The following is a 13,160-nucleotide window of genomic DNA, read 5'->3' as shown; positions in this document are numbered from 1 at the left end:
CGGGGATCACCGCATCCTGTGACGCCTCAGGCCGCGCCCGCGTGCGGGGCCGGCTCCTCCGTGGAGATTGCGTCGACGGTGCGCTGGGGCGGGCTGCCCTGCCCGTCCGAGCGGCTGATCCGGATCTGCTGGTTGACCGGCTGCATGTTGCCCCAGGGGGTCGAGAACGCGATCTCGGCGGCATCGCGGCCGACGCCGATGCGCACCAGCCCGTCGAGGTCGGCCTGCCGTGTGGCGTCGAACAGCCACCAGCGCCCGTCGAGATAGGCCTCGAACACCGCGTGGAAATCGCTCGGCACGAGGCCGTGGGCGTAGCAGCTGACGAAGCGGGCCGGGATGCCGAGCGCCCGGCAGAAGGCGGCGCCGATATGCGCGAAGTCGCGGCAGACGCCGGCCCGCTTCAGCAGGCTCTCATGCGCCGTGGTCTCGCCGTCGCTGGAACCCGGCTGATAGGTCAGGTGGTCGTGAATCCAGTTGCAGATCGCGTTGACGCGCTGGTGGCCCTTCGGCAGCGCGCCGAACTCGGCCAGCGCGAACGGCGTCAGCCGGTCGGACGAGACGAAGCGGCTCGGCAGCAGGAACGGCAGGATGTCGAGGGGCAGTTGCGCGATCGGGGTCTCGTTCACCGTCGCCGGGTCGGCCCGGTGCACGGTCAGATCGACCTCGGCGTTGTATTCCAGCGCGAACTGCCCGACCGGGACGTTGACGCCGAGATAGCGGTTCTGAAGGTCGGGCGTGATGTAGATGTCGCGCTTGAGGTCGGGGCTCAGCGTCAAGCTTTCACTGAGAATCTCGACGCTGCGCAGGCGCGCCACTTCAAGATTGAAGATGAAGGTCGTGTCCGAGAGGATGTTGTAGGATAAATTGCAGCCCAGTTGATAGCGCACCATCCGCTCCTTCGGCGACGTTTCCTATCTCTCAGCATAGCAAGGTTCGGGCCTGCGGGAGCGCCCGAGCGGGTTGGATTCTGAGATCGGACCGGGAGCGAGTGCCGATATCTCGATCGTTTCTTGGACATTTTTTAAAAACTGTAAATCTCAAGTTGCGAAATAGCGCGAATCAAGACAACTTAAGGTGTCCTCCAATGCATTCGCGGGAATCTCCCTTCCTGGCTGACACGAATGAGGAAACGTCGTGCTGCACCGGCAGTGGCCTGACGCCGATCACTGCTGCCGCGAGGAATCGTCTATGAGCGTTTCATTCAGTGTCGTCGGTGTTTTCTACCGCACCGAAGTCGATTTTGCGAACACGAAGGGAAACACTGTCGCCAACATCATGCAGTACCTGTATCAAGCCGATCCGAATTTTTTTTATACCCAGATCACGTTCGATCAGAACGAGATCGTCAATTCGATCGCCCAATACCACCCTGCCCCATTCACGGGCCGGACCGGAATTCCCTATCCGGCGGGGTTCTATCGCCTCGCCCAGAGCTTCACTGAGCCGACGCCGAATCCCTACTCGGTTTGGCAGTACTATCTCAGCGACCAGAACGGCGTCCGCCAGCCGACGCAGGCGAATTTCTCCTTCACCAAGGCGACGGTCGAGGACGGATGGTCGATTGTCTGGCGTCTGGTTACGATCTGCAACGCGCCAACCAATCTGGCCAAGCGGATGCGGAAGCTCGTTCCGTCCCCATTGCAGACGGCGATGGCGATGGCCTGACGCGACAAATCGAGCCTCGCCGCACGCAAAGCGACGAGGCTTCAGTCCCGGCGCGGCACCAGGATCACCGTGAGCGAGCGCACGCCCTGCGCGCCGTGGATCAGCACGCCCTCGATGTCGGCGGTGGCCGAGGGGCCGGTGTGGAGCACGGCGTAATCGGCGCGGGCGAAATCCGGGCGGCGGTAGGCCGCCTGGATGTTCACCAGGATGTCGGCGGGGTCGAGGAGCACGATCAGGTGCTGGGCGAGGTAGGCGACCGCATTCACCTGCAGCTCGGCTTGCGTGAACAGCACCGAGCCGGTCTCGGCGACCCCGAACACCGCCCGCACGATGGCGACGTCGACGTCGGCGAGGTCCTGCGGCCGGGCCACGGCGCGCAGGTCCCGGTTGCCCGCGATCTCCGGGACGGCCGAGGCGATGACCGCCGCGCCGTCGAGGCGCTCGCGCACGCTGGCGAAGGGATCGGCGCCCGGGACCACCTCGGCCAGCCGGCCGCCCATGCGCTTCAGGCGCTCGCCGAACTCGGCCACGTGGTCGTCGCCGACGAGCGGCGCGAACAGCGGCACGTCCGGCAGCGGATAGTCGCCCGCCGGCCGGTTCTGGCGGATGCGCGCGAGGGTGGCTTCGCGGACGCTCATTTCACACCGTCCGAAATTTTGCTGCCCGAACTCCTGCTGCCCGAACTCCTGCTGCCCGCGCTCTTGTTGCCGGCGCTCTTGAGATCGGCGCTCTTGGGGTCGGCCTTGCCCATGCGGTTCTGCTTGTACCAGGCATGGAAGGTCTGGCGCGGGGCCTCGGGCATCTCGCGGCCCTTCCCCCAGGTGTTGAGCGGGTTGTAGACGGCGAAGCGCGGCAGCACCTTGAGGGCGGAATCGGCGGCGCCGATGGCGGCCCGGTAGATGGCGGGGCGGCTCAGCACCTGGCCCGCCGCCTTCATCATGCCCTGCTTCAGGAGCGGGATCTGATGTTCTTCCGCCAGGACCTTCCGCCAGGCGAAGATCTGCTCGTGGATGTTGATCTTCACCGGGCAGACATTGGTGCAGCTGCCGTTCATCGTCGAGGAGAACGGCAGGGTCGAGTATTTCCGCTTGTTGAAGGTCGGGTCGATGATCAGCCCGATCGGCCCCGAATAGGTGGCGCCGTAGGAAAGGCCGCCCGAGCGCCGGTAGACCGGGCAGGTGTTCATGCAGGCGCCGCAGCGGATGCATTTCAGCGAGGTCCAGAACTCCTCCATGCCGAGGCGCTCGGAGCGGCCGTTATCGACCAGCACCATGTGCATCTCGGTGCCCTTGCGGGGCGCGCGGAAATGCGAGGTGTACTGGGTGATCGGCGAGCCCAGAGCCGAGCGCGAGAGCAGGCGCAGGAACACCCCGAGATGCTCGATGCGCGGGATCAGCTTCTCGATGCCGATGGAGTGGATCTGAAGCTTCGGGACGTTGCCCGAGAGATCGGCATTGCCCTCGTTGGTGCAGGTCACCACCGTGCCGGTCTCCGCGATGGCGAAGTTGCAGCCGGTCAGCCCCGCATCCGCCTCCAGGATGAGCGGGCGCGTGTGCATGCGCTGGCTCTCGGCGAGGTAGTGGGCGTCGTCGTTCTCGGGGTCGGTCCCCATGGTGCGGGAGAAGACCTCGGCCACGTCGAAGCGGGTCTTGTGCACGGCCGGCACCACCACGTGACTCGGCTCCTCGTTGTCGAGCTGCTGGATGCGCTCGCCGAGGTCGGTCTCGATCACCTCGATGCCGGTGCCGGCCATGTAGTGCCGGAAGCCGCATTCCTCGGTGAGCATCGACTTCGACTTGATCAGCGATTTCGCGCCGTGATCCTTGAGGATGCCGTGGACGATGCGGTTGTGCTCGGCCCCGTCGGCGGCCCAGTGCACGTGAACGCCGTTGGCCTTGGCCTGGGCCTCGAACTGCTCGAGGTAGCGGTCGAGGTTCGCCAGGGTGTGCGTCTTGATCTGCGAGGCCAGCTCGCGCAGCTCCTCCCATTCGGGGATGCCGAAGGCGGCGGTGTCGCGCTTGGTGCGCAAATCCCAGAGCCGGGCGTCGTGCGCCTTCTGGTGCAGCGGTGCGGCGAGGAAGCGCTCGGCCGCCTCGGCCTGGTCGATCGGCCGGTCGCCCCGGATCTTGGCGCCGCGGGGCTGGGGCTCGCGGGGGGCCTTCGGGGAGATGGCCTTGGCCGAGATCGGCCGCGAGGCGCCCTCGGCGTGCTGGAGGCGCTGGCCGTCCTGGCCCCGCTCGCTCTCGTCGCTGCCGGCCAGCACCTCGGGATGGATCACGCCGTCGCGGCGCGCATCGTCACGGGGACGGAGTTCGTCTGACGCGCTCATGCGGTCGCTCCATTCAGGATGCGGGCGATGTGGATGTACTTGAGCGGCACGCCGAGGCGTTCGGCGCAGCCCTTCTGGTGCATCATGCAGGAGGAATCGGCCGAGACCACGTATTCGGCCCCGGCCTGGGCGTGGTCCGCCACCTTGTCGTAGCCCATCTTGGCCGAGACGGCGGGCTCGAACACCGAGAAGGTGCCGCCGAAGCCGCAGCATTCATCGGGCCGGGCCGGGGCCACGATCTCGATGCCCTTGACCTTCTTGAGGAGGTCGAGGGGCTTGGAAAAGAACGGCGCGTTCAGCTCGGACGGGCGGGCGTGGTGGATACCCCGGAGCGCGTTGCAATTGCCGTGGTAGCCGACCTTGTGGGGGAACTCGGCCCAGGGAAATTCCTCGACCTTGAGGATGTCGTGCAGGAACTCGACCAGCTCGAAGGTCTTGGCCCGCACCGCCTTGACCGCATCGGTCTGCGGAATCGCCGTCAGATGCTCGCGCACCTGATGCACGCAGGAGCCGGAGGGGGCCACCACGTAGTCGAACCCGGAGAAATTCTTGACGAACAGGGCCTCGGTGGCGGCCGCCTCGGCGTGGCAGCCGGTGTTGGTCATCGGCTGGCCGCAGCAGGTCTGGTCGAAGGGATACTGGACGTCGAGGCCGAAGCGCTCGAGCAGCTCCAGGGTGGCGATGCCCACCTCCGGCTCGAAGGCGTCGACGTAGCACGGCACGAACAGTCCGATGCGCATGATGTGTCCTGGATGAATCCTGGCCCCGCGCGCCCGGCATTGCCTGCCGCCGACCGCCTTGGAAATGTTCTACTCTGGGTCCCGGTTTAGACCATCCCGCGCCACGGGGGAAAGCGCATTCGGCTGCATCGGGCTGCGTTGTGGAGACGCCCGTCCCGGTCACGGAGCTTCGGCGCCTGCGCACGGTGGGGATGGACAGCTTCCGGTCGTGCGGCCTCGTCCGAGATCAAGTCCGTCGCAAGTCGTGCTCCCGGAAACTCAGATGTCGATATCGGTCGCGTGTCTTCGGACACGGGTCCTCGCCCGCTGAACAGGAACTGTATCAAAGGTGACGATACGTTCCTGTGTGAGCTACAGTAAGCCCCGACGGCGGGACGGCTTTCAGAAACCCTTTTGTCATAGATCAAAGTATGTCCATCCCCGGCTCCGGAAATTGTCCGACATATGTTATACAAAAAAAGTTGAGGCCACTCGAATACAAAATGAAAGACCGCAAAAGCTGGCCGGCTTCATGAACCCTTAATTCATGGCCGGGATAAACCCCTGGGGTTGCAGGTGTCCTCCTGCCGGGAGGGATCAGGATGGCGGCACGTTTGGCAGCAATCCCCATGCGCTGCGCGGGGCGGGACGACCGCCCGAGCGCGCGCCGACGTCAACGATGAATTCGGCCAGAAACCCGACGAGGACATCGGCATGACCGGCAGGGTCCTGAGTTTTGCAGGCGAGCGCGACGACGACAGCGACCGCGGGAGGGCGCCGCCCATGAGCACGGCCTGGTCCCTGGCGCCGCGGCTGTCGGCGTGGCTGCTCGGGCGCGAGGCGGAGGCGGCCCCGCGCGTCGGGGAAGGTCCGATGCGGCCGGGCCAGGACGGGCTCGCCCTCGCCCTCGACAGCGGCGTCGAGGGGATCTGGGACTGGGATTTCGTCACCGGGCGGATCTGGGTGTCGCGGGCCTGGCTCGCCCGGCTCGGCTATGCCGGCGACACCGTCGAGACGCGCCAGCCGATGGAGCACATCATCCATCCGGACGACCGCGACCGCCTGAGCGCGGTGATGATCGAGCACATCCGGGGCGCCACCCTCGCTTTCGAGTGCGAGCACCGCGTGGTGTGCAGCGACGGCAGCGCGGTCTGGGTGCTCACCCGCGGGCGGGTGGTCGATCACGATCCGCAGGGGCTCGCCCTGCGGGCGGTCGGCACCCAGATCGACATCACCCATCGGCGCGAGGCCGAGGCGCGGGTCGCCCATATGGCCCTGCACGACGATCTCACCGGGCTGCCGAACCGCCGCCTGTTCCGCCAGCGCCTCGAACAGGCGGTGGCGCAGGCCGAGCACGGCCCGCATCCGGCGGTGGTGCTGGCCTGCGATCTCGACGGCTTCAAGGTGGTCAACGACACCCTCGGCCACGAGGGCGGCGACCGCCTGCTCTGCGTGGTGGCCGAGCGGCTGCGCCGGGCGGCGGGCGCGTCCAACACCGTGGCGCGCCTCGGCGGCGACGAGTTCGCGGTGGTGCTGCAGGCTCCCGCCGGTCTGGAACAGGCTTCCGCCGGTCTGGAACAGAGTCCCGCCGGTCTGGAACAGAGTCCCGCCGGTTTGGAACAGGCTGCCGCCGGTTTCGGAGAGGAGGCCGCCGGTTTCGCGGAAGCCGACGCGGTGGCGGCCCGCATCATCGCGGCCCTCGGCGAGCCGATCGAGATCGACGGCATGAGCGTCGCGGTCGGCGTCGGCATCGGGTCGGCCCTGGCCTGGCGCGAGCGCATCAGCGCCGATGCCCTGCTGCGCCGGGCCGACATCGCGCTCTACGAGGCCAAGACCCTCGGGCGCGATACCTATCGGCGCTTCGCCCCGGCCCTGGCCGCGCGCCATTCGCGGCGCCAGGGCCTGGCCTTCGAGATGAAAGAGGCGATCCGCCGCGGCGACTTCTTCCTGGCCTACCAGCCGGTCGTCGACGTCGCCACCGACACGGTCACGGGCTGCGAGGCGCTGATGCGCTGGCGCCATCCCGAGCACGGGGTGATCGCGCCCGCCGAGTTCATTCCGGTGGCCGAGGAGACCGGCCTGATCGTGGCGCTCGGCAGCTGGGCCCTGACCGAGGCCTGCCGCGAGGCGATGGCCTGGCCCGAGGCGATCCGGGTCGCCGTCAACGTGTCGCCGGTGCAGGTGCGCGACGGCCTCGAACAGGCGGTGCGGCAGGCGCTGGACGCGGCCGGGCTGTCGGCCAGCCGGCTCAGGCTCGAAGTCACCGAAAGCGCCCTGATGAAGGACCCGGAGGCCGCGGTGGCGACGCTGCACCGCCTGCGGGCGCAGGGCGTGAAGATCGCCCTCGATGATTTCGGCACCGGATACGCGTCGCTGAGCTACCTGCGCCACTTCCCGTTCGACGAGATCAAGATCGACCGCACCTTCATCCGCGACATCGCCGAGCCGGACGCCGCCGCCATCGTGCGCGCGGTGGTCGGCCTCGGCGACCGCCTCGGCATGGCCATCGTGGCCGAGGGGGTGGAGACGTCGGAGCAGCTCGAACGCGTCCGCGGCGAGGGTTGCAGCGAAGTGCAGGGCTTCCTGTTCAGCCAGCCCCTCACCCCCGAGGCCGCCCGGGACTTCCTCCGGGCCGACCGCGCCCGGGCCGCAGCGTGAGCGGGACTACACCCGTGACCGGGACCAGAATCGTGACCGGTCGGACGACCCGCCTGATGAGCGCCGGCCCAAGAACAGGAAACCCGGTTCGAAAATAGGACCGCCGGCAAGATTTCGGCTAGATTTTCGGTTTCCGCACGCGTCTCATTTCCCCCAGAAATCCCGGCCGGTGCGGCCGAGCCCCGCTCCTCCCCTCTGGCGACATCCGATCCATGGACGCACCCACGATCCTGTCCGGCCGCATCATGGTCGCCGACGGCCCCGAATTCGCCTGCACGGCGCAGTTCACCGAGTTGAAAGCCGACGATCCGCAGCCAAACGATCGACACGCCAATGATCCGCAGGCCAACGATCTGCAAACCCTGACCGTGTTCACCCAGGCCCCGGGCCAGCTGCTCGCCGAGGCGGTGTGCTATCTCGACGGCATCGGCGCCGTTCCCGGCCGGATCACCGCGCGGAACCCGGACGGCCTGACCCTGCACCCGACGCTCAACGAGGAGCGCCGCAAGCGCATCACCGCACGGCTGGCCTGGAAGACCACCCGGGCCGGATGGACCACCGAGCAGCGCGAGGCCCTGCGCCTGGTGCCGGAACACCGCGAGGTGCAGGTACGCTTCGCCGACGACGCGATCGCCCCCGGTGAAATGCTGCACGGCGAAATCCTCGACCTGTCCAGGACCGGCGCCAAGATCCAGCTCTTCCGCGCCACCCCCGCCGCCATCGTCGGCGCCGCCGTGACGGCGGGCAAGCGCTTCGCCACCGTGGTCCGCGTCGAGGACACCGTCATCGCGATTCGCTTCCGCCTGCCGTTCAGCGACGAAACGTTCAATGCGAGCTTGGTGCTTTGACCGACATTGACTTTGAAGAGGTTGGTACAGTTGATCGGGTACAGGATCATCCAAGATATGAATGACTTGCCTCAATAATTCAGGCCGCCGAACGGTCAAGGAGGCGCAGTTCGTCATCGAAGGCTGGGGACGTCGACACATCACCCTGCGCGCGCTTGCTTTGCCCCCCAGATGTCGACACCGCTCAGTGCCGATATCGAGTCCTGCCAGAACTCGAAGGCACGGTCCGGCTCGGCCTCTGCCGTGCTTTGCAAAAGCGTTTCGACAAAGAACGGGCTGGTCAAAACAATCGCTCTCCTGACCGGGCTCGCATCCTGTGATCCGACGGCAACTCCTTATGCGACCGTCTCAAAAGCGGACTGAGGCTTTCCACCCGGCCCGGTCTTCGCGCGGATGGCGGGCCGATCTTTGGCAAACCCTGTGTCGATCCACTTTCAAATCACTGAGGGCGCAGAGAGTCCGACAAGGTCGGGTGGTTCTTGCTGATCCACTTTTGAGCGGGTGATTGGCGAAGTGGACGTTGCTGTTCTGCGTCCGGGTGCTCCAAAGTAAGGGACCCGGACCAAGCCGGGTCCCTTCCGAGGTTCAGGCGAAGGCGTAGTCGCTCGTGGTGAGCACCTGACCCAGCGTACCACCTGCGCTGATCAGAAGCTGTCCCTCGGACACACCCGCACCGTCCTGCACTTCGTACACCCGCGCGTTGCCCGAGGTGCCAACCAGTTCCAGGGTCGAGTCTGCAGCAAAGCCGCTGAAGCGGATCACATCGCCCCCGGCTTGGCCTGCGCCCTGAAAGTCCACGATCAGATCGGTAGCGCCCCGTATGGCCAAGTCGCCAAAATCGATGACGAAGGTATCATCCCCTGCACCGCCACCCTGGCGGTCAGCACCAAGACCACCTGTGATGACGTCGTTTCCAGCATCACCCGCAATGATGTCGTTGCCGGAGCCGCCGCTCAGGGAGTCATTGCCTGTGCCGCCACGTAGGGTGTCGTCACCGCCAGCCCCAATCAGCTGATCATTTCCGCCGCCACCAACGAGCACGTTTGCAGCGTCGTTTCCAAGGACCCGATTGTCGAGTTCGTTCCCGGTGCCGTTGATGGCACCCATGCCGATGAGGGACATATTCTCGACGTTGGTACCAAGCGTGTAGCTCACTGAGCTGCCGACGCTGTCGATGCCCGTCGCGCCTGTCTCGTCGACGACGTCTCCAACATTGTCGACGATGTAGGCGTCGTTACCGGCACCCCCGACCATCGTGTCGATACCTGTACCTCCGTCGAGGGTATCGTCACCACCGTTGCCGATGATCGTATCGCTGCCGGCGCCACTGCGGATGATGTCATTGCCGCCGCCGCCGGTTACGCGGTTGTCCAGGTCGTTGCCGACGGCGGTGAAGTTCCCCTGACCGGTGTAGGTCAGGTTCTCGACATTCGCTGCAGGTACATACCGACCCAAGCCTGTCAGGATGGTATCGGTACCCCCACTGTCTGCTTCGGTCACGACATCGCGCAAAGAGTCGACGATGTAGGTGTCGTTACCACCGCCGCCAAACATCTGGTCGTTTCCGAGACCACCGACCAGGAAGTCGTTGCCAGCCCCGGCGGTGATCGTGTCATCGCCCTGCCCTGCGTTGTAGTAGAAGTCCTGCCCAGCGCGGAAAGGCGGGAAGAACGTCAGTGCGTCGTTCCCGTTGGTTCCGAGTACGACGCCCTCGAAGGTGTTGCCGCGCGCCGCACCTGATACGAGGTCACGGACATCGAAGGTGACCCCCTGCGTTCCGGCAACGAAGGTCATGCCCTCATCATCGTAGCGGGAAACCGCTCCAGTAAGGTTGCCGTCCGCATCTTCGGCTTGGACACGGACAGCAAGGCCCCCATCCTGGTTTGCCGCGCTTCCACCGTCATTGGTGTTGCCGTTACCAACTTCAGCCGAAGTGAAGGTCAGCCGGACGTTGCCGGTGCCGCCATCGAAGCGATCGAAACGGACCGTGTCATTTCCCGCCCCAAGGTTCACCTGGTCGCTGCCGTCGGTGTAAACGTTGACGCCGAAGGTGTCGTCGCCATCACCGCCGAGCACCGTGTCATTCCCCGAGCCGGCACTGATCGTATCATTGCCGCTACCGGTCGAGATGATGTTGTTGCCGCCGCCCCCGAATACGAAGTCGTCCGAGGATCCCGTTGTGAGCGTGTCGTTCCCGTTTCCACCCGTGATCTGAGCCTGGACGTTGCCGGTGTTCACGACGTTGTTGCCGATATCGGACAGGTTGAAGTTCACTGACTCAAAGCCGGTGATGAAGGTGCCGTCAGATGCCGTGCCAGTTCCATCTGCATCGAGGGTCAACGATATTGGTTGAGCCGAGCCGGCAACTGGACCATTGAAATTGAAATTGAGAAGTAAGAAGTCGTTGCCTTCTCCGCCATCAAGCTGATCCAGCTTGCCGCCGGTCACGAAGTCGTCTCCCGTGCCAGCGTTGACGAGGTCGCGCCTCGGATTGATTGATCCCGCGAAGATATTTTCCGGACGATCAATCGAGTCGATCGTGTCGTTGCCGCCCAGGCCGTTGATCACATCTTCTTCTTCGGTGCCATTCAGGAAGTTGTTGCCGCCATCGCCATTGATCGTAGCCATTACGTCTTCTCCCTTGCTCGCAGCCTGAGATGCACGTGCGGCTCGCAGGTCGGCAGCTTGGAGGTTACGTATCGTTAACCAAGAAAGTTTCAGGCCTCAAAAGTCAGAATATGGAATTCGTTGATCTCACGTTCTTTCCAGCAGAAATAATTGGATGGCTTTGCAAAAATAAAGTTCGAATTTCAATATTTTTGCGGATTAAAACGATGTTTGGCCCTGTTACATGCTTTGGGCGAATTTAAACAAGGCTGTTCATTGCTTAAAAGCAGGCGGTCCGGAAACCGGTGGGTGTGGATGTGCTTGGAGACACCCATCCGATTTCTCCTACGGCTCGGCAGCCCCTGCCCTCACCGCCAAAGGTTCGTCTTCGCCAGATCCAGCACCGAATCCCCGCGCCCACTCATCACGGCGCGGAGCACGTAGAGGCTGAAGCCCTTCACCTGCTGGCCGTCGATCTTGGGGGGCATCGAGAGTTCCTGGCGGGCCACGACGCAGTCGAGGAGGGCCGGGCCGGGATGGGCCAGGACGTCGTGGACGGCCGCCTCCAGCTCGGCCGGGTCCTCGACCCGGACGGCGTGGAGGCCGGCGCCGCGGGCCATGGCGGCGAAGTCCGGGTTGTCCAGGGTGACGCCGGTCTCGAGGTAGCCGGCGGCCTTCATCTCCATCTCGACGAAGCCGAGGGTGCCGTTGTTGTAGACCACGATCTTCAGCGGCAATTTTTGCTGGCGCAGGGTCAGGAGGTCGCCCATCAGCATCGCGAAGCCTCCGTCGCCCGAAAGCGACACCACCTGCCGGTCGGGATAGGCCGATTGCGCGCCGATGCCCTGCGCCATCGCGTTGGCCATCGAGCCGTGGACCCAGGAGCCGATGAGCCGGCGCCGGCCGTTCATCTTGAGGTAGCGCGCCGCCCAGATCGTCGGGGTGCCGACATCGGCGGTGAACACCGCATCGTCGGCGGCCGCCTCGCTGACGAGCTTGGTCAGGTATTGCGGGTGGATCGGCTGAGGGCCGGTCTTGCGTCCGAACCAGCCCTTGGCGGGTGCGCCGGTGGCGAGGTCGTCGAGATCTTCCCGCGCCTTGGCGTAATGCTTCAGGGCGGCGTCGAGATGCTTGCGCTCGGTCTTCGGGGTCAGCTTCGGCAGCAGCGCCCGCAGGGTGTCGTCGACATGGCCGACGAGGCCGAGATCGAGCTTGCACCGTCGCCCGAGCTGGCCCGGGCGGATGTCGACCTGGGCGATGCGGGCGTCCTTCGGGTAGAACTGCCGGTAGGGGAAGTCGGTCCCGAGCATCAGCAGGGTGTCGCAGGACATCATCGCGGCGTAGCCGGAGGCGAAGCCGATCAGCCCGGTCATGCCGACGTCGTAGGGGTTGTTGTACTCGACCACGTCCTTGCCGCCGAGGGCGTGGACGATCGGGCTCTTCAGGGCCTCGGCCAGCTGGAGCAGCTCGGCATGGGCCCCGGCGCAGCCGCGCCCGCACAGCAGGGTGATCCGCTCCGAGCCGTTCAGCAGGTCGGCCAGGGCGTTCAGCTCGGGCTCGGCCGGACGCACCATGGGCCGGGGCGGGATCAGCCCGGCATTGGGCGCGACGCCGCGGGTCGGCGCGTCCATCAGCGCGACGTCGCCCGGGATGATCACCACGGCGACGCCGCTCATCCCGATCGCCGCCCGCATGGCGTTCTCCAGCACCTGCGGCAGTTGCGAGGCGTCGCCCACCATCTCGCAGTAATGGCTGCACTCGCGAAAGAGCTCGCCCGGATGCGTCTCCTGGAAATACCCGGAGCCGATCTCGGCGGTGGGGACATGCGCCGCGATCGCCAGAACCGGGGTGCGGGTCCGGTGGCAATCGTACAGGCCGTTGATCAGGTGGACGTGGCCCGGTCCGCACGACCCGGCGCAGACCGCGAGCTTGCCCGAGAGCTGGCTGTCCGCCCCCGCCGCGAAGGCCGCCACCTCCTCGTGCCGGACATGGACCCAATCGATGGTCCCGCGCGCCCGCAGCGATTCGGTCAGGGCGTTCAGGCTGTCGCCGACGATGCCGTAGATGCGCTGGATGCCGGCCTGGTCGAGGGTGTCGACGATCAGGTCCGCGACGGTCACGATCTTGGTGGGGGCACTCGTCATGGCGCTCGGCTCCGGTTCACCCGAGCCGAACCCAACGCCGCGCCCCGGGGTTCCGCCCCAGGGTTGTAGTGGGCGCGGATCTGTCATCCACCACGCCTCGTGACCGCGACGAAACGCATACCCCCGCGTTTCGCGACGTCGACGAAACGGTGTTGGTATACGAGAGACCGGTTTGGGGGGAGAATCTGCG

Annotated in this window: 10 protein-coding genes; 3 read left to right on the top strand and 7 right to left on the bottom strand. The window is 65.7% G+C overall.

What is annotated here, in order from left to right; all coding sequences use genetic code 11:
- Positions 1-26 precede the first annotated feature (26 nt).
- Positions 27-887: a transglutaminase family protein gene (locus J7U37_RS08915; RefSeq protein WP_056184357.1), complete on the bottom strand. Its 861-nt coding sequence runs from the start codon at positions 885-887 to the stop codon at positions 27-29.
- A gap of 301 nt (positions 888-1,188) precedes the next feature.
- Here J7U37_RS08915 and J7U37_RS08910 point away from each other — a divergent pair, with 301 nt between their 5' ends.
- Positions 1,189-1,665, top strand: a complete 477-nt coding sequence (locus J7U37_RS08910; protein WP_247635490.1) for a hypothetical protein — start codon at positions 1,189-1,191, stop codon at positions 1,663-1,665.
- Positions 1,666-1,706: 41 nt separating this feature from the next.
- Here J7U37_RS08910 and J7U37_RS08905 read toward each other — a convergent pair whose 3' ends face one another.
- From J7U37_RS08905 to J7U37_RS08895, 3 genes are read right to left on the bottom strand one after another with little or no spacing between them, the layout of a single operon-like run.
- Positions 1,707-2,303: an LUD domain-containing protein gene (locus J7U37_RS08905; protein ID WP_056184166.1), complete on the bottom strand. Its 597-nt coding sequence runs from the start codon at positions 2,301-2,303 to the stop codon at positions 1,707-1,709.
- Positions 2,300-3,994 carry a lactate utilization protein B gene (locus J7U37_RS08900; RefSeq protein ID WP_247635489.1) on the bottom strand — a complete coding sequence of 565 codons (1,695 nt, stop codon included), beginning with the start codon at positions 3,992-3,994 and terminating at the stop codon, positions 2,300-2,302. The genes J7U37_RS08905 and J7U37_RS08900 overlap by 4 nt, the downstream gene beginning before the upstream one ends.
- A complete protein-coding gene (locus J7U37_RS08895; protein ID WP_056184171.1) occupies positions 3,991-4,734 on the bottom strand; it encodes a (Fe-S)-binding protein in 744 nt (247 codons plus the stop codon). The genes J7U37_RS08900 and J7U37_RS08895 overlap by 4 nt, the downstream gene beginning before the upstream one ends.
- A gap of 693 nt (positions 4,735-5,427) precedes the next feature.
- On the opposite strand from J7U37_RS08895, the gene J7U37_RS08890 reads away from it, so the two are divergent.
- Both J7U37_RS08890 and J7U37_RS08885 read left to right on the top strand, forming a co-directional pair.
- Entirely contained in the window at positions 5,428-7,371 is a 1,944-nt protein-coding gene (locus tag J7U37_RS08890; protein WP_247635488.1) for a GGDEF and EAL domain-containing protein, read from the top strand.
- Between the two features lie 212 nt (positions 7,372-7,583).
- The gene (locus J7U37_RS08885; RefSeq protein ID WP_247635487.1) at positions 7,584-8,219 is read left to right on the top strand and encodes a pilus assembly protein PilZ; all 636 of its coding nucleotides are present in this window, start codon (positions 7,584-7,586) and stop codon (positions 8,217-8,219) included.
- Between the two features lie 140 nt (positions 8,220-8,359).
- Here the strand turns inward: J7U37_RS08885 and J7U37_RS08880 are convergent, their stop codons facing one another.
- From J7U37_RS08880 to poxB, 3 genes are all read right to left on the bottom strand, one after another.
- Complete coding sequence (locus J7U37_RS08880; protein WP_156633981.1) at positions 8,360-8,503, bottom strand: hypothetical protein; 144 nt, start codon at positions 8,501-8,503, stop codon at positions 8,360-8,362.
- A 301-nt stretch (positions 8,504-8,804) separates the two neighbouring features.
- A complete protein-coding gene (locus tag J7U37_RS08875) occupies positions 8,805-10,847 on the bottom strand; it encodes a calcium-binding protein (RefSeq protein ID WP_247635486.1) in 2,043 nt (680 codons plus the stop codon).
- Positions 10,848-11,194: 347 nt separating this feature from the next.
- Positions 11,195-12,970, bottom strand: coding sequence for a ubiquinone-dependent pyruvate dehydrogenase (gene poxB, locus J7U37_RS08870; protein WP_247635485.1), 1,776 nt, complete (start codon positions 12,968-12,970; stop codon positions 11,195-11,197).
- Positions 12,971-13,160 lie beyond the last annotated feature (190 nt).

Source organism: Methylobacterium sp. 37f, from assembly GCF_023093475.1.
In the GTDB taxonomy this organism is placed as follows: domain Bacteria; phylum Pseudomonadota; class Alphaproteobacteria; order Rhizobiales; family Beijerinckiaceae; genus Methylobacterium.
The sequence above is the reverse complement of the archived record's forward strand: the minus strand, read 5'-3'. Positions and strand labels throughout refer to the sequence as shown.